We start from the raw sequence: 17,113 nt of genomic DNA on the forward strand, positions 1-17,113 counted from the left end.
AAGAAATGCTAAATTAGCATTTCTCCTCACCCATTTCTTTTGATCACACCTGTAATCACGGTCAAAAAGCGCCTAATCGCTTTTTTCCCAGTTTTCGCTTATTCGTTATAAGTAATGACCTTAATGTCATCATCCGTCATCACTAGTTTAGATAAACTACCATTTGCTGGCCGTTCGGTAATATCGTATTTTCCTTCACCAAACCGTTCAATTAAGCTTAGACAGGTATTCCCATGACTAACCAATAAGACATTCGCTTCATCCGGTAAATCAGCTTGACGAATCGTTGCTAACCCCCGATCCAATCGTTCCCAGTATTCTTGACTATTTTCAGCATCATGGAAAGGATCAGCTTCTTTTAACCAATCCTTGGCTTGATTAATCGAATAGTCCGTCACAATATCCTTAAAGGTCTTATAACCATGCGGTAAGCCCGCCATTTCCCAGGCTAATGACATGTTCGTCCCTTCAAAAACTCCATAAAATTCTTCTCGCAAATCAGGGGTAGTCCGCGGCCGGACGACTGAGTCCGCTTCATTGACGTTTAAAATCGTCTGGCAAGTTTCGACCGCCCGGGTTAGATCGCTACAAAAAGCGGCATCAAAGTGAATATCTTTTAACCGCTGCCCGACTCGTTGAGCATCTTCACGCCCTTGTTGGGTCAAAGGACTATTGCTCCAACCTTGTAATTTATTATAGATATTAAAATAGGTCTGACCATGCCGCACTAAAAAAATATTTAACTTAGTCATCATTTTCACCTCCGCTATCGATACTCTTATTTTACCCCATTAATTCTAAAGACCTGCTTAAATTTTCTGATTTTCCTATGGATATTAAAACGCCAACTTTTAAAGTGTGCTAAAATATTTTCATCAGTGATCTCATCACGATTCTACAGATAATAAAGGAGCGTCCCATGTTCAAGAAAATGGGCAACCTATTGAACACGCGGTTAGGGCTATTTCTAGTTCTAACCGTCTTGTTCTGGTTAAAAACCTTACTAGCTTATTTCGTTGATTTCAGCCTCGGTGAAACCGGCCTCTTGCAGTATATTCTACTGCTAGTCAATCCGTTAGGAACCACGATCCTGTTATTTGGTTTGGCTTTTTACTTTAAAAAATCCCGGTTCTTCTACCCAGTTTTAATGGGAATTGATATTTTAAATACTCTGTTATTGTATTTAAATGTCATTTACTACCGCGAATTTACCGATTTTATGACGATCGCCACCATTGCCGGCTATTCGAAAGTTAACCAAGGCTTAAGTGGTAGTTCATTAGCCCTGACCAAGCCTCATGACGTTTTATTCTGGCTTGATATCGCCATCATCTTAATTTTGATGATTCTTCGCAAAATTAAGTTTGATCCCCGGGCAGTTACCCATCGGTTTGCCTTTGCGATTACTTCAATCGCTCTCGTGTTGATTGGAACTAACCTGATGGTTGCTGAAATGGACCGGCCCCAACTATTGGGACGGACTTTTGATCGGACTTATATCGTTAAATATTTAGGCATTGATACTTTCACGGCCTACAATGTCATTCAAAACCAGCAAGTTAACCAGATGCGAAGTAGTGCTACTAAGTCGCAGCTTAACCAGGTCCGCAAATTCACCGAATCAATCTATGCTAAACCGAATGACAAAATGTATGGAATCGCTAAAGGTCGTAATGTGATCGTGATTCACTTAGAGAGTTTCCAACAATTCTTAATTGGATTAAAAGTCAATGGACAAGAAGTTACACCTTTCCTCAATTCGTTAGTCAACAGCAACGATACTTATTCCTTTGATAACTTCTTCCATCAAGTCGGACAAGGGAAAACTAGTGATGCCGAAAACCTTCTTGAAACCAGTACTTTTGGGCTTCCACAAGGATCGCTCTTCGCTACTTTAGGCTCAGATAATACCTTTGAAGGGGCTCCAGCAATCTTAAATCAGCGCCGGGGTTATTCTAGCGCTGTCTTCCATGGGAATGTGGCTAGTTTCTGGAACCGGAATAATGTCTATAAAAACCTTGGTTATCAATATTTCTTTGATGCCTCCTATTATGACACTTCCGGGGATAAGGCAACGGGCTATGGCTTAAAAGATAAGTTATTATTCCAAAATTCCGTTAAATATCTTGAACAGCTTCAACAACCCTTCTATGCCAAATTTATCACGGTGACCAACCACTTCCCATTTGAACTCGATAGTGAAGACGAAGATTCTGATTTTACGGCACCAGACACTGGTGATAGTACGGTTGATAATTACTTCGTCACTGCTCATTACTTAGACCAATCGCTGGAAGAATTCTTTAATTACCTTGAAAAGACTGGCCTAGATAAAAAATCGATCATAATGATTTATGGAGATCACTATGGAATTTCTAATAGTGAGAATAAATCTTTAGCTTCCGTTATTGGCAAAGACGCCAATAACTGGACTAATTTCGACAATGTTCAAATGCAGCGGGTACCATTGATGTTTGTCATTCCAGGAACAACCGGTGGGAAGGTCTATCACACGTATGGCGGCGAAGTAGACGTCTTGCCAACTCTCTTACACCTCTTAGGCATCAGTACCAAACGCTATATCTTCTTTGGTACTGATCTCTTCTCTTCGCAACACCGGCAAGTCGTAGCTTTCCGGGATAATGATTTTATTACTAATAAATTCACAAGTATCAGTGGCAAAATTTATAGTAATACAACTGGAAAATTAGCTACTTTAACCAAGAGTGAGAAGAAGCAAATCCGTGAGGATACTAATTTCGTTAACCAAGAATTAAAACTCTCTGATGCCCTCAACCAAAAGAACCTCTTACGTTTCTACACGCCAAAAGGATTCACTAAGGTGGTAGCTTCGAAGTTTAACTATTCTAACGGCTTAAAGAAGCTCAAACAATTAGCTAAGAAATTGGGAAATAAATCGACTAGCCTCTTCAGTGAGAATGGTGATAAATCAACCGTTGATGATTATTCAACCGACGCTCCTGAAGCAAGCCATTCCTCAACCTCATCCAACCGGATCAAGATTACCAATCCTGATTCAACCAATAATTAAGTTAAAAGCCAGGTTGCCTCATCTTAAGGATGAAGCCAACCTGGCTTTACTTTAGGCTAATTTATATTGTTGAAAGCGTTGTTGGTCTTTGTATTCTTCAGCCTCGATTACATACCCTTGTTCATGCAGGACTTGTAAAATCGCTTGACTGATGGCTGTCGTGGTATGCAGATTATTTTGCACAATTTTTAGTTCAATTGCCCCGATTAAAAAGGCCGCTTCCGCCTGTAAATGCAGGGTTTTCAATGTTTGCCGTAGTTTGATTTCTTGAAACGACTCTTCTTGACCACGCTGGTTAACTAAGGACCAGTGAGCTAACTGGTGCCAAGCTTGCACTAATTCCTTTCTTTTCATTCTCATCATCCTCTCTTAGTTTAAAGTTAATGAAATTAGTATAAGCCTTAAACAAGATAAACACAAGATATAGAGTTAATATTTTACGCAAATACAACATCTTGTGTATTTTGAAGAAATAATGCTCTTTATCGCAACATATTTAGTTAGTTTGGCTAGATTTATTTACTAAAAACAAAAATATATTAATATTAAACGTCGATTTAATTAATTATTCAAAGTATGCGAAAGCATCCGCTAGAGAGCAAACGTTTTCAAATTAATCTTTCATTAAAATTAAATATTTTATAGAAAAATTAAGATTTGGTGATAACATTAAATCATTCTTAATTTTTCAGGAGGTTCGATTCATGAACAATTCTACAGCTCACGAACACAAGGGAGCTAAAAAGACCTATGCGAACTCATCCAAATGGATGGAAGCCGCATATCGGATTTTCGCTGCCGTTGCTAATGCCGTCTTGGTTATTTTAGGGGGTGGACTTCTAGTCCAAACCATTGGTCAATTAACTGGGATTCAAGCGTTAACGTTAGTTGGGGCTGCTATTCAAGTCTTACTTGCTCCTGCAATCGGCTATGCCGTAGCTTCTCAAGTTCATACTAATACTTTAGTGACCTTTGCTTCGATGGCTTCAGCCATGATCGGGGCCAATGCCGTTCACTTTACCACTACTGCCACTCAAGCCTTAACGGCTACCGGTCAAGCTTATGCGACGGCCGCAAATGCTCCCGTTTATACAACTGGGCAACCAATTTCGGCGCTGTTAGCGGCCGTTTGTGCAACTATCGTTGGGAAATGGTTAACGGGTAAAACTCCGCTTGATATGGTCCTAGTGCCATTTGGCGCCTTGGCCGTCGGGGTAGTTGCTGGTTTAGCTCTCGCGGCCGTGGTTACGCCTGCCCTACTAGCAGTTTCTAAGTGGATCGCTAACATGGAACAGGTTTCTCCAGTTATTGGTTCCATCGCTATCTCAGTGGTTTGGGCCCTCTTCTTAATGACGCCAGCCTCTTCTGCTGCCTTATCAGTGGCCTTGATGTTGGATCCAATCTCATCAGCTGCCGCCCTAATTGGAACGACCTCACAATTCGTTAACTACACGGTCATGTCCTTCCGTCAAAACAACGCTGGGACCAACATCGCACAATTTGTGGTGACACCGAAAATTCAATTCCCGAATATCTTAATTAATCCTTGGCTCTTAGTTCCATCGGTAACCGCAGCTGCTATCTGTGCACCAATCGCCACTTCGCTTGGGTTCCGTTCTACTTACACCTTGGGTGGTTTGGGATTAAACTCCTTTATTGCCCCAATCGCTTACCTTTCCAAGGGACCTTACCAATTAATGCTTTACGTCCTCTTTGGGATGATCGTGCCGGCTGTAATTTCCTTAGCCCTCTACTTCTTCATGAAGAAGATCGGCTTGATTGGCGAAAACCAACTTCATCTTGATATTGTTTAAAATATAAAAGCTGGTTAAAAATGTGATCTAAACAAAATGAGGCAGGGAAGAAACATGAATTTGTTTCTTCCCTGCCTTTTTGATTGTTAATTTGCTTGTAAATTCATGGATGAACTATGCTTAGCCATTGATTTTTCAGGACACAATTCCTTGGCAATCGCGTTAACCGCATTAACGGCCTCACCAAAACCCGTTGCAATTAGATCGGCACGCCCATCATAGATGGCACAATCACCGATGGCATACACGCCTTTAACATTGGTTTGCAACTGTTGATTAACCTTTAGTCGCCCCCGTTCGCCAGCTAATGGTAAATCCCATTGCTGAAGCGCCCCATTATTAGCTGTAAACCCATAATTAACCAACAGCTTGTCAACCGTTAACTGCTTGGTTGACGTTGACTTCATCTTTTTGAGATCCAATTTAATTTCTTGACCATCTCCCGGCTGAATAGCTTGGGGTAAATATGGCGTTAGAATCTCAACCGTCGAAGCTTTTAATTGATTAACCGCATGCTCCATGGCCCGAAAGTTATCCCGCCGGTGGATTAAGGTAACCGATTTAGCAACTGGTTCCAACATTAAAGCCATATCAATTGCTGAATCGCCACCACCTAAAATTGCTACTCGCTGATCCTGGTAAGTCGCTTTAGGTTGAACAAAATATTGTAGTTGTTGTCCTTCGAATTGTTCAGCCCCTGTTAAGGCCAGCTTCCGTGGTGCAAAGGCTCCATTCCCTAAGGCAATTAGAATGGCTTTAGTGTAGGTCCTTGTTTGGTCAGTCGTTACCGCAAAGGTTCCATCAGGTAAAGTTTGCACATTGGTGACCTCTTGATTTAATTGATAATCAATCGGCGCCACTTCCAATTGTTTAATCAGGTGCTGGGTCAACTGGCTCCCGGTGACACCAGCTAAACCGGCAACATCCCAAATTTGCTTCTCTGGGTACAGGGTGGCTGGTTGCCCACCCAGTTGGGGAAGGGCCTCAATTAATTGGGCTTTTAATTGATGGAGGCCACAGTAAAAACCAGCGAAAATCCCTGCAGGCCCGCCACCAACAATGGTGACATCATAAATTTCCGTCATAGTTGTCTCCTTTAAAAATATCATTTTTCTATTTTAACAGGTACCAGTATAATTATAGTAACCAAAGATTTAAATTAAAAGGAGCAGCTCATGGCAAAGAAAAAAATGATTTTAGACTTAGATACTGGAGTTGATGATGCCTTAGCAATTGCGTATGCGGTGGCCGCCCCCGACGTGGACTTAATCGGTATTGTTGCCTCCTATGGAAACAACCTCCTCGATGTTTGTGCAGAAAATAGTTTGAAGTTATTAGAATTGCTCGGTCAAACCGATGTCCCGGTTTATAAGGGCTTGCCACACGCTAGTACGAGTGACCATTTTGAGGTCATGCAAGTTTCTTTGGATATCCATGGTAATAACGGAATCGGCGATGTTGATCTACCTAAACCACAGCGCGCCGTTGAAAAACTTTCGGGCGTTGATTTTTACATCCAAGCAGCTCATCAATACGGCCAAGACTTAATTATTATCCCCACCGGGCCCATGACCAATTTGGCTGCGGCCTTAGAAAAAGATCCTGAAATTGCCGATCTAATCGGCAATGTGACCTTCATGGGAGGAGCCTTAACCGTCGAAGGGAACGTAACTGATGTAGCAGAGGCTAATATCAATCAAGATGCCAAGGCGGCTAATACCGTCCTTACCAGCTCCCTGCCACTCACTATGGTAGGACTAGACGTTACCTTACGGACCTTACTCACCAAGCAAGAAACGGCGCAATGGCGAGCTCTAGGCACCAAAGCTGGCCAAGCCTATGCTGATCTAACCGATTTTTACATTGATGCTTATTATAACTTAGGCATCGATAAAAATGGTTGTGCCCTCCACGACCCATTAGCCGTTGGGGTTTCTTTAGATCCTTCCTTTGTCCAAACTCTCAGTCTCTTTATGAAAGTTATCTATGACGACCATAATTACGCTCGGACAATTGGGGACAAAGATAAACTTAATGATCCTAACCCGAATGTTAAGGTGGCCATTACTGTAGATAAAGAACGTTATCTTGCAACTTTTATGAACTATTTAACGCAACTCTTTAAGGAACACTAATGATTAAAACAAATAGGCAATCACCTTTAGGCGAAATTACCATCCTTAGTGATCATCAGTTTTTATACGGTCTCTGGTTTGAGCAAGCCAGTCATTATGGTGCCCACTATCAACTAGATGAAATTTCGTCGGGAACAACTGATGTGGCAGATCTAACGATTAATTGGTTAACCCAATATTTTAATCACCAAATAGTTGACCCTCGCTTGATCCCCGTTCATCCCGTGGGGACACCTTTTCAAATGGCTGTTTGGCAGCAACTACGAGAGATCCCCTATGGTCAAGCCAAAACTTACCGAGAGCTGGCCCAGACCTTGCACAGCTCTCCTCGTGCCATTGGTAATGCTGTCGGGCGTAACCCGATTTCCATTATTATTCCCTGTCACCGGATTCTAAACGTTCATCAGCAAATGACTGGTTATGCGGGTGGAATCGCACGCAAACAGTTTTTATTAGAGCTTGAAGGAATTCCTTTCAAGGATTGATTTTACAGTTTAAATTGGTTATGATGAAGACAATCAATTAGTTATCTGGGGCGCTTTTTAGCTGAGATGAACCCATTGAACCTGCTCTGGTTAGGACCAGCGAAGGGAGATAAACGATTTTATTCATTGAATTAATTACTATCTCCCCCGTTTTGAGCCGTGCTTAAAGCGGGGTTTTATATTAATTGATAATTTTCAATTAGGGAGTGTGCGAAAAATGCAACACAAAGGTTTTAGCTTAAAGGATATTATTTTGTTAGCTCTAATCGGGATTGTTTTTGGGGTAATTTTTGTTGGGGCCGGCTATTTATACAACATTATTATGTTAGCGCTAACGCCAGTTGGCTTTGGACCCGCTGCTGAAGACATCACCATTGGACTTTGGTGTATGGCGGGCCCCTTAGCTGGTTTTCTCCTTCGCCGCCCCGGAGCAGCCTTTTTAGGCGAGGTCATCGGTGCTGTCGTCGAAATGTTAATCGGCGATCAATGGGGAGCTGCAAATCTCCTCTCTGGGGCCGTTCAAGGACTTGGTAGCGAGTTGGGCTTTGCTTTTACCGGATACAAAATTTACAACTGGTTAACTGCCATCTTAACTACCCTCACCACCTGTGCTGTCACCTTTGTTTGGGACTGGTTTAAGAGCGGTTACGATGCCTTTAAGCCCAGCACCGTGATCACTTTATTGATTATCCGGATTATCTGTATGTTCATTATTGATGGGGTCTTAGTTAAATTAATCAGCAATCTTTTGGAACGCTCACAAGTATTAAAGGCGCGTTAATTATGGCAATCCAAATCAATGACTTAAATTTTCAATATCAAGATCAAACGATCCTTAAGATCCCTGAACTAACGATTCCCGATGGACAATTCACCCTACTCTTTGGCCCGTCAGGTGGTGGTAAGTCAACTCTTTTGAAATTGATTGCCCACCTCTATCCAAAATACCGTGGGCACCTTGAAGGGCAGATCACTGGGAATGATCAAGTAGCCATGATGTTTCAAGATCCAAGCTTGCAATTTGCCTTAGATACTCCACAACACGAATTAGAGTTCACGCTTGAGAATCTCCAGATTGCGCCAACCGAAATTCCCACTCGCATCCAACAGGCTCTCAGCTTTTGTCAGATCGAAAATTTAAGAGATCGCCAAATCATGACCCTATCCGGTGGGGAACAACAATTAGTCGCCCTAGCCGTTGCCGTTGCAATGGATGCCGCCATCATCTTGTTGGATGAACCCTTTGCTAGCCTTGACCATCATCATCGCCACTGGATCTTAGAAAAGTTAATGCAACTGCGCCAGCAAGGCAAAACCATTATCATCGCTGATCATGATTTAAACGATTACCAGGATTACCAACCTCAGATTATTCAAGTTGGTCATGGTCAAGCTTACTATTTATCTAGTGACCAAATCCAAGCATTATTAAAGGTCCAAGCAATTGAATCACCGGTTGCTTTGCCAGACTCAACGGCGCCGATTTTAGAATTTAAAAACTTTGCCCTCCAACAAGGTCATCAAACTCTAATGGAGGTGTCAAGTTTAGCCGTCCCAACAAATAAAATCACCTTATTTACTGGTGAGTCGGGAAGTGGTAAGACCAGTCTTTTTAAGGCCATTACGAAACGCCTTCCTTATCAAGGAAGTTTAAAATTCAATCACAAAGAGATCGCTAAGTTAAAAACCCTAGGCTTAAATCAACAAATTGGCGTAATCTTCCAACAAGCCAGCGATCAATTTATCAACATTACGGTCCAAGAAGAACTTGACTTAAGTCGTCAACACGGTCACCATCCATACTTTACCGCTGAAAACTTACAGGCTACCTTGACCGATCTGGGCTTAGATCGATTGATGGAGCGCGTAGTTTACTCCCTTAGTGGTGGACAGCAAAAGAAACTCCAAGTTTTAGTCATGCTAATGATGGGGCAACCCGTTTTAATGCTCGATGAACCGCTAACCGGCTTGGATCGCCACTCGGCTCAGCAAATCATTAATCTAATCAGTAAGTGTCAAACTGTCTACCCACAAACGATGTTAATCATCAGCCATCAGTTAGCATTAATTGACAAGTTAGTCGACCACCACTTACACTTAGCTAATCACCGTTTAACTTATCAAGGAGTGGTTGCCTATGAATCCTAGCTATCAATTGCTACTCATTTTAATTTCTGCCTTAGAGATTACCTTCACCAAAAAGTTATTACCTAACTTGATCATTATCATCATTACCATCCTGTACTTGATGTATAAAAACTTACCGGCCAGGACCTGGTGGTGGATTTTAGCCGCTCCCATTATTCCGGGTCTAGCCATTCTGGTAACAATTGGCTGGTTTGGCTCGCATAATATTATGTACGCTTGGATTTTAGTCTCGCGGATTTATGTCTATATCCTGACCGGAACTGCAATTGTCAAGACTCACTCGACCTTAACGCTGACCCGATCTTTGGAGCAAAATCTCCACTTACCACCTAAGTATGCCTATGGGGTCTTAGCCGCTTTGAATCTGATCCCAAAAACGATTGAAAATGTCCAAAAAATCAAACAAGCCGCGACCATGCGGGGGGTCATTTTAAATTATTGGTCACCTCAACTTTATTTCAAAGCGATTTTAACCGCCATCCACTGGTCCGATGAACTGGCCCAGGCGATGGAATCGCATGGTTTTAATGAAGTCCAATCGCGAACGGTTAGTCATGCCATTGCAGTTAAAACTAGTGATTGGTGGCTACTAATCGGCGGACTGATCATTTTGCAATTATTATTAATCTTTTGCCCAGTTTAAGTGGGCTTTCATTCCTGAAGAATCTTTGTCGGTTCTTCAGGTCTTTTTATTTCTTGGCTAACATAATTACCAGTTGCTGACTAAGTTTGTTTTATAATAATCAAAAAAGAAAGTGGAGGATCTGATCATGCAAATGCGTAAATTAGGTCAATTAGAAGTTTCACCGATTGGGATGGGTTGTATGGGCTTTTCTCATGGCTATGGAAAGGTGCCGGAAGCTGCTGTCGCAATCAAAGCGATTCAGGGAGCCCACGATTACGGATGTACCTTTTTTGATACAGCCGAAACCTATGGACGCGAACAGTTTTACCCTGGTCATAATGAACAACTGGTTGGTCAAGCAATCAAATCCTTTCGTAAAGAAGTGGTGTTAGCTTCCAAGATCCATATTTCAACCGAAGAATATCAAGCCGATCACGATCTATACCGAACCATTAAGCGGCACTTACTACATTCATTAGAAAATTTACAAACTGACTACCTTGACCTCTATTATCTCCACCGTTACAACGAAGAGATAGGGATGGCACCAGTCGCTGAAGTCATGGGGAAACTAATAGACGAAGGTTTGATTCGAGCTTGGGGAGTTTCTCAAGTTGGCCTAGACCTTCTTAAAACAGCGCATGAAATCACTCCGGTAAGTGCCGTCCAGAATCTTTATAATATGGTCGAACGGTCTTGTGAAAGTGAAATCATCCCCTATTGTTTACAAGAAGGCATTGGTCTCGTGCCCTTCTCGCCAATTGCCAGTGGTCTTTTATCAGGCAAAATTACGCAATCAACGAAATTCGAGGGGGATGATGTTCGAAAATTTGTTCCCCAATTACAAGCCGAAAATTTAGCGGCCAATCAACCGATCGTTGATTTATTGGACCGCTTTAGTACCAGTAAACACGCTACCAAGGCCCAGATTGCCTTGGCTTGGATGTTAAAGAAATATCCAAATGTCGTCCCAATTCCAGGATCAAAAAATCCCCAACGGATCATTGAAAACCTCGGTGCTTGGAAGGTCGAACTAACCGATGCTGAGTTTAAGGATTTAGATGATTCTTTGAACCAATTAAAAATATATGGTCATCGAGGCTTTGAAGAATCTCAACAACATTCTTTTTCCAATAACTGGCGTTCATAATCGTATGATAGTTGCATAAAACCGAATAATTAAATAAATATTCATTTTTCACTTGCATACTATGCATTTTAGTTGTATATTATTCCTTGTAAATTAATAATTATTCATCAAGGAGAAAATGATTATGGCTAATCCAAAAGTTGTGCTTGCTTATTCTGGTGGTCTCGACACTTCAGTTGAGATCGCCTGGTTAAAAAATGCTGGTTATGATGTCATCGCAGTTTGTTTTAATGTCGGTGAAGAAGAGATGGACCTTAGTGCCATCAAGCAAAAGGGCCTCGATGTCGGAGCAATTGAATCGATTGTGGTCGATGCTCGGCATGAGTTTGCGACTGAATATGTCCTCCCTGCACTGCAAGCAAATGCTCTATACGAAGGAGTTTACCCCTTAGTTTCTGCCCTTTCACGGCCGCTCATTTCAAAGCATTTAGTTGAAATTGCTAAGGAATACGGTGCTGTCGCGATCGCCCACGGGTGTACTGGCAAAGGGAATGACCAAGTTCGGTTTGAAGTATCTATTCACGCCTTGGCCCCAGATATGATCATTGAGGACCCCATCCGGGAAGTTCACTGGTCCCGGGAAGAAGAAATCGCCTATGCAAAGGACAATAACATTCCTGTTCCGATTACCAAGGAAAGCCCCTACTCTATTGACGAAAATTTATGGGGACGGGCTAATGAAGCGGGAGTACTAGAAGATCCATGGGTAGGTGCACCTGAAGATGCCTTTGCCCGGACTAACTCCTTAGAAAACACTCCGGACACGCCGGCAGTTGTCGAATTATCATTTGTGCAAGGTATCCCAACGGCTTTAAACGGCAAAGAATTACCATTAGAAGAATTGATTGCTCAGCTAGACCATCTCGCAGGACAACATGGGATTGGTCGGATTGACCATATTGAAAACCGGTTGGTCGGCATTAAATCGCGGGAAGTTTATGAAGCGCCGGCGGCCGAGGTCCTCATTAAGGCCCATCAAGATCTTGAAAACCTCACCATGGAACGGGGATTGGGTCATTACAAGCCCGTAATAGAACATGAGATCAGCAATCTGATCTATAATGCTCAATGGTTCTCTCCCCTCTTTAATTCATTAATGGCCTTTATCAAAGCCAGTCAAACGGACGTAACAGGTACCGTTCGGGTTAAATTATTTAAAGGGAATGTCATCTGTGAAGGACGGAAATCACCGCTTTCCCTTTATAATGAGGATTTGGCTACTTATACTAGCTCGGACTCCTTTGATCACGAATCCGCTAACGGGTTCATTAAACTTTGGGGCCTGCCAACCCAAGTTTATGCCCAGGTACACCAACACGCTGAACAAAAGGACTAGTGCTTATGAGTATTCAAACTGCTTGGGGCGGTCGGTTTCAATCTGCGGGAGCCAAGTGGGTTGATGAATTCGGCGCTTCAATTGATTTTGACCAATTAATGGCTCATGAAGATATCGAAGGCTCCTTGGCCCATGTTCAAATGTTAGGTCATACGGGCATTTTAACTAACCCAGAAGTCCAACAAATTAAAACCGGCCTAGAAGATTTGCAAGCCGATTTAGATACTGGTAAATTAAGTTTTTCTGTGGAACGCGAAGACATTCATATGAATCTGGAAGCCTTGTTGACGGAAAAGATTGGCCCCGTGGCCGGTAAATTACATACCGCCCGGTCCCGGAACGACCAGGTTGCCACCGATTTTCACTTATATTTAAAACACCGTCTTCCCCTAATTATCGAAACAATCAAAGAATTGCAAACGGCCCTTGTGCAACGGGCGGAAGAAAACGTGGAAACCATCATGCCGGGTTATACCCACCTCCAACATGCTCAGCCGATTTCATATGGCCATTATTTGATGGCTTATTACGCCATGCTTAAGCGGGATGTCGAACGGTTTGAATTCAATCAGCACCATACCGACATAATGCCACTGGGGTCCGCAGCCTTAGCGGGGACCACTTTCCCCATCGACCGGGAATATACAGCCCAACTATTGGACTTCAACCAAATTTACACGAATTCCTTAGATGCGGTTAGTGACCGGGATTTCGCCTTAGAATTTTTGAGTAATGCGTCCATCTTAATGATGCATTTGTCCCGGCTCAGTGAAGAATTAATTTCCTGGTGCTCATACGAATTTAACTATCTTGAAATGGCCGATGAGTTCTCGACGGGAAGTTCAATCATGCCACAAAAGAAGAATCCAGATATGGCCGAATTAACTCGAGGGAAAACCGGTCGGGTCTATGGACATTTAATGGGACTTTTAACCACCATGAAAGGACTTCCCTTAGCTTACAATAAAGATATGCAAGAGGATAAAGAAGGGGTTTTTGACACTGTTAAGACAATTATTCCGTGTCTAAAAGTTATGACCGGGATGATCAAAACTTTAAGTGTTCATCCCGACAAAATGGCCGCTGCAACCCAAAATGACTTTAGTAACGCTACCGAGTTGGCTGATTATTTAGCTACTAAGGGGATCCCCTTCCGACAGGCTCACGCCATCGTTGGTAATCTAGTTTATGAAGGACTCCAAAGTGGGAAAAATCTGCAAGATATTTCATTAGCGGATTATCAAAAGATCGAACCTCGAATTGAAGAAGACGTCTATCAGGTCCTCGATCCCAAAGTCGCGGTCCAACGGCGGACTTCTTTGGGCGGAACCGGCTTTGATCAAGTCAAAGCCCAAATAAAGCAAGCACATGCTGAATTAGATTAGCCAATTATAATTCCGCCCAAAAAGGCCTTCACCATCGTTCTGGATGGTGAAGGCCCTTTAAAGTATTCTTATTCTTGACGTAACAACAAAGCTAACAAATCAGCTGGAGCAATTTTGCCAAAATAATATTCGGTATCAATCCGGCTTAAGGCATCCGCGAGCTCATTTTCTTGATAACGAACCCCGCGCAACTGCTCTGCAAATTCATTCACATCCCCTTGACCTAAAAAGTCACCATAAATCTGTAAATCAGTGATCCGGCCGTCATTAATTTCCAAACGAAAATCAACGGTTCCCTGATCAAAATGTTGTCGATGTTGGATCTTAGACACTGGGGATTTCCCGTACACCCAATCCCAATTGCTATAAACGGCTTGATTCAATTGATCAACAGCTTGTAAAGTGGCTTGGTCTAGCTCATATGGGCGGGCATCCTTTAAATCTGTCAGGCCTAAAATCTTCTTGGCCAGGGTGTCCCGAAATTCTTCAATCGTAAGATTTTGAAATTCCGGCGCAAAATGTGGTTTTAAATTAGTAACTCGACTATGAACTGATTTGATTCCTTTGGAAGCAATCTTATCAGCCGGAACATTCAGCGCTTGACCAATAACGTCGAGGTCAACATCATACATCAATGTTCCATGTGAAAACATCCGTCCGTGTTCAACCCGCATTGCATTACCGGAAAATTTCTGCCCATTAATTTGAAGATCATTCCGACCTGATAACTCGGCAGCCGTCGCTCCCATTTCATGCAAGGCTTGAATAACCGGATCAGTAAATTTCCGAAAGTTACCTGATGAATGCCCGTCATCTTGCGTAATAAAGCTAAAACTAACGTTGCCTAAATCGTCAAAGACGGCGCCACCGCCCGAGGTCCGACGGGTCACAATGATTTGATGGGCTTTCACATAATCTAAATTCACCTCTTCATAAGCGTTTTGATTCCGCCCCAAAATAATACAAGGTGAGTTAATGTAAAAGTACAAGATGGGTTCGCTCAAGTCGGCATGTTCCATCAAGTAGGTTTCTAAAGCTAAATTATAACGAATATCATGACTCTTGGTGACTAAATACTTCAATTCTCTCGCCTCGATTTAAATTGATCAACCAACTTTACTGTAACATTAGGATGTTGACCTAACAACTTTTCCATCGGGCATCGACGCTTAGCAATTTCGAGTATTTCTTCCGCAACGGTCCGATTTACTTCTGGAATGCGTACTAGGACCAAAAGCTTAAATTGATACCCTTCAACGTCCTTAGCTAAATCAACTTGCACCCGCACCTGACTATTATGAACCAGGCCACGACGTGCTTCTTCAGCTTCAATGGTCGCGTTAAGGCAGGTAGCATACGCCAGTCCAACCAATTGTTCAGGATTCGTCCCCGGCGTTTCACTTAGGGGACTACTGGTCCTTAAGACGAGGTCACCCTTGGTCTCACCTAAAATCCCCATATCATTTTCCACCGTGGTTTGATAAATTGATTTGAAGTCCATTGGTAACCTCCGCTAGTTATTCAGCGTGCTTAGCTAACCGCTTCATCCGTGCTTCGTGAATCATAATGTAAATTAACAATAATAATGACAAGGCCGAAGCACCATACAAGACGGCGTTACTTGCCACCCAGCCATATTGAGCAACTAAAATCCCGATCAAGGCCGTGGCTAAGGTTTCCCCAAAAATGTACTGGAAAAAGCCCATAAAACCAGTCGATGACCCAACCGCAAACTTTGGTACAGCTTCGTTAACCATCAATCCAACTAAGGTTAATGGGGCGTAAATCAAAGTCCCCATGATAAAGAGAACCGTTACAATCAGTACATGACTAGTACTATAGAAGTAAGTGGTCAAACAAGCGACTAACCCTAAAACACAAATGAGACAAACTAGGGCCCGACGATCTTTTAGAAAATCCGAGATCGCCCCCATTAAGATTACCCCCGGAACGGCGGCTAGTTCAAAAATCCCAACTAACCACTTAGCAAAATCAGGTGAAAAGCCTTTGGATTGAACTAAATAAGATGGAATCCAAGACATGACCCCATAACGTACCAGGTATAAGGACATAGAGGTTAAAGTAATGGCCCAGACCATCGGGTTCTTCAAAATATATTGGACAAAAATTTGCCATAAGGATAAGTCCGTCAAATCCTCCGATGAGGTTTCCCCACCATCAAGGACCACTTCATCCCCCGTATATTCAGAAATACTTGGCAAACCAACGGCAGCTGGTCGTTCTGAACCGGCCCACAAGACAAAGAGAGCAATAATGACCGAAACGACGGAAGCGGTATAAAAGACCGCTTGAATCGATCCTGAGAACATAAAGACGGCTAGTTGAACGACGGCCACACAACAAAAGGCTCCAGCGTTGTGCGCTGACGACCAGATCGAGTAGACCGTCCCCCGCCAACGCTTCCCCCACCAAAGTTGGATAGTCCGTTGACAAGCAGCTGCTCCCATCCCTTGCGCAATTGACATGACCAGCATTAAGATCATCATCAAGTAAAAATTCCGGGTTGCCCCTAAGCCCACGTTTAAGATGGCGGAAACAATCAAACCTGTCGCTAGGTATCGAATGGTATTACTCTTGTCACTTAAGGCTCCCATGAATAATTTGGAGATCCCGTAACCAATCCCAAAACAGGATAAAATAAGTCCCACTTGGGCGGTGGTAAAGCCATAAGCTTTCATAATATCATTTTGTTCGGTCGTAAAAATTAACCGAATAATATAGTACCCAATATAACCAATACACAATGACAACAGAACCCCCGTTTGATGCCATCGATAACTACTAACAACCTTTTCTGCCGGGACCTTCTTGCTTGCGTCAGGTGCCGGCCGTAAGAATGGAATCATCTGATTCTACCTCCCCATTTCAAAAATTTACATTTTCATTTTATGAGGTTCAACCCGGCTTTGCAACCGTTTTCAAAAAGATAATAACTTTTTTATCAAATAATATATCACGACAT

The 17,113-nt window shown here is 42.6% G+C and carries 16 protein-coding genes and 1 riboswitch; of the genes, 10 read left to right on the forward strand and 6 right to left on the reverse strand.

The window, feature by feature from the left end; translation table 11 throughout:
• Nucleotides 1-98: 98 nt before the first annotated feature.
• The gene (locus FC60_RS01415) at nucleotides 99-752 is read right to left on the reverse strand and encodes a histidine phosphatase family protein (protein WP_056936775.1); all 654 of its coding nucleotides are present in this window, start codon (nucleotides 750-752) and stop codon (nucleotides 99-101) included.
• Nucleotides 753-919: 167 nt separating this feature from the next.
• On the opposite strand from FC60_RS01415, the gene FC60_RS01420 reads away from it, so the two are divergent.
• Nucleotides 920-3,052, forward strand: a complete 2,133-nt coding sequence (locus FC60_RS01420; protein ID WP_056936730.1) for an LTA synthase family protein — start codon at nucleotides 920-922, stop codon at nucleotides 3,050-3,052.
• Between the two features lie 51 nt (nucleotides 3,053-3,103).
• On the opposite strand, the gene FC60_RS01425 is transcribed toward FC60_RS01420, so the two are convergent.
• Nucleotides 3,104-3,406, reverse strand: coding sequence for a hypothetical protein (locus tag FC60_RS01425; RefSeq protein ID WP_056936731.1), 303 nt, complete (start codon nucleotides 3,404-3,406; stop codon nucleotides 3,104-3,106).
• Between the two features lie 350 nt (nucleotides 3,407-3,756).
• Here FC60_RS01425 and FC60_RS01430 point away from each other — a divergent pair, with 350 nt between their 5' ends.
• The gene (locus FC60_RS01430) at nucleotides 3,757-4,866 is read left to right on the forward strand and encodes a PTS sugar transporter subunit IIC (protein ID WP_191978587.1); all 1,110 of its coding nucleotides are present in this window, start codon (nucleotides 3,757-3,759) and stop codon (nucleotides 4,864-4,866) included.
• Between the two features lie 86 nt (nucleotides 4,867-4,952).
• On the opposite strand, the gene FC60_RS01435 is transcribed toward FC60_RS01430, so the two are convergent.
• Nucleotides 4,953-5,951, reverse strand: coding sequence for an NAD(P)/FAD-dependent oxidoreductase (locus FC60_RS01435; RefSeq protein ID WP_056936732.1), 999 nt, complete (start codon nucleotides 5,949-5,951; stop codon nucleotides 4,953-4,955).
• Nucleotides 5,952-6,041: 90 nt separating this feature from the next.
• On the opposite strand from FC60_RS01435, the gene FC60_RS01440 reads away from it, so the two are divergent.
• The 8 genes from FC60_RS01440 (at nucleotide 6,042) to argH (ending at nucleotide 14,130) form a co-directional block, all read left to right on the forward strand.
• The gene (locus FC60_RS01440; RefSeq protein ID WP_056936733.1) at nucleotides 6,042-7,001 is read left to right on the forward strand and encodes a nucleoside hydrolase; all 960 of its coding nucleotides are present in this window, start codon (nucleotides 6,042-6,044) and stop codon (nucleotides 6,999-7,001) included.
• A complete protein-coding gene (locus FC60_RS01445; protein WP_056936734.1) occupies nucleotides 7,001-7,486 on the forward strand; it encodes a methylated-DNA--[protein]-cysteine S-methyltransferase in 486 nt (161 codons plus the stop codon). The genes FC60_RS01440 and FC60_RS01445 overlap by 1 nt, the downstream gene beginning before the upstream one ends.
• 36 nt (nucleotides 7,487-7,522) lie before the next feature.
• Nucleotides 7,523-7,611: riboswitch (TPP riboswitch) on the forward strand.
• Nucleotides 7,612-7,703: 92 nt separating this feature from the next.
• Entirely contained in the window at nucleotides 7,704-8,267 is a 564-nt protein-coding gene (locus FC60_RS01450) for an ECF transporter S component (RefSeq protein WP_007121784.1), read from the forward strand.
• Between the two features lie 2 nt (nucleotides 8,268-8,269).
• Entirely contained in the window at nucleotides 8,270-9,634 is a 1,365-nt protein-coding gene (locus FC60_RS01455; protein WP_056936735.1) for an ATP-binding cassette domain-containing protein, read from the forward strand.
• On the forward strand, nucleotides 9,624-10,277 hold the full coding sequence (locus FC60_RS01460; RefSeq protein WP_056936736.1) for an energy-coupling factor transporter transmembrane component T family protein: 654 nt from the start codon (nucleotides 9,624-9,626) through the stop codon (nucleotides 10,275-10,277). The genes FC60_RS01455 and FC60_RS01460 overlap by 11 nt, the downstream gene beginning before the upstream one ends.
• Before the next feature lie 127 nt (nucleotides 10,278-10,404).
• Nucleotides 10,405-11,409: an aldo/keto reductase gene (locus FC60_RS01465; protein WP_056936737.1), complete on the forward strand. Its 1,005-nt coding sequence runs from the start codon at nucleotides 10,405-10,407 to the stop codon at nucleotides 11,407-11,409.
• Between the two features lie 124 nt (nucleotides 11,410-11,533).
• The gene (locus FC60_RS01470) at nucleotides 11,534-12,745 is read left to right on the forward strand and encodes an argininosuccinate synthase (protein WP_056936738.1); all 1,212 of its coding nucleotides are present in this window, start codon (nucleotides 11,534-11,536) and stop codon (nucleotides 12,743-12,745) included.
• Nucleotides 12,746-12,750: 5 nt separating this feature from the next.
• Entirely contained in the window at nucleotides 12,751-14,130 is a 1,380-nt protein-coding gene (argH, locus tag FC60_RS01475; RefSeq protein WP_056936739.1) for an argininosuccinate lyase, read from the forward strand.
• Nucleotides 14,131-14,198: 68 nt separating this feature from the next.
• Here the strand turns inward: argH and FC60_RS01480 are convergent, their stop codons facing one another.
• The 3 genes from FC60_RS01480 to FC60_RS01490 are packed head-to-tail and all read right to left on the reverse strand — an operon-like array spanning nucleotide 14,199 to nucleotide 16,997.
• Nucleotides 14,199-15,212, reverse strand: a complete 1,014-nt coding sequence (locus tag FC60_RS01480; RefSeq protein WP_056936740.1) for a lipoate--protein ligase — start codon at nucleotides 15,210-15,212, stop codon at nucleotides 14,199-14,201.
• The gene (locus FC60_RS01485; RefSeq protein ID WP_056936741.1) at nucleotides 15,209-15,631 is read right to left on the reverse strand and encodes an OsmC family protein; all 423 of its coding nucleotides are present in this window, start codon (nucleotides 15,629-15,631) and stop codon (nucleotides 15,209-15,211) included. Before FC60_RS01485 ends, FC60_RS01480 begins: the two co-directional genes overlap by 4 nt.
• 16 nt (nucleotides 15,632-15,647) lie before the next feature.
• Nucleotides 15,648-16,997: an MFS transporter gene (locus FC60_RS01490; RefSeq protein ID WP_056936742.1), complete on the reverse strand. Its 1,350-nt coding sequence runs from the start codon at nucleotides 16,995-16,997 to the stop codon at nucleotides 15,648-15,650.
• Nucleotides 16,998-17,113: the final 116 nt, after the last annotated feature.

The organism is Limosilactobacillus gastricus DSM 16045, from assembly GCF_001434365.1.
In the GTDB taxonomy this organism is placed as follows: Bacteria; Bacillota; Bacilli; order Lactobacillales; family Lactobacillaceae; genus Limosilactobacillus; species Limosilactobacillus gastricus.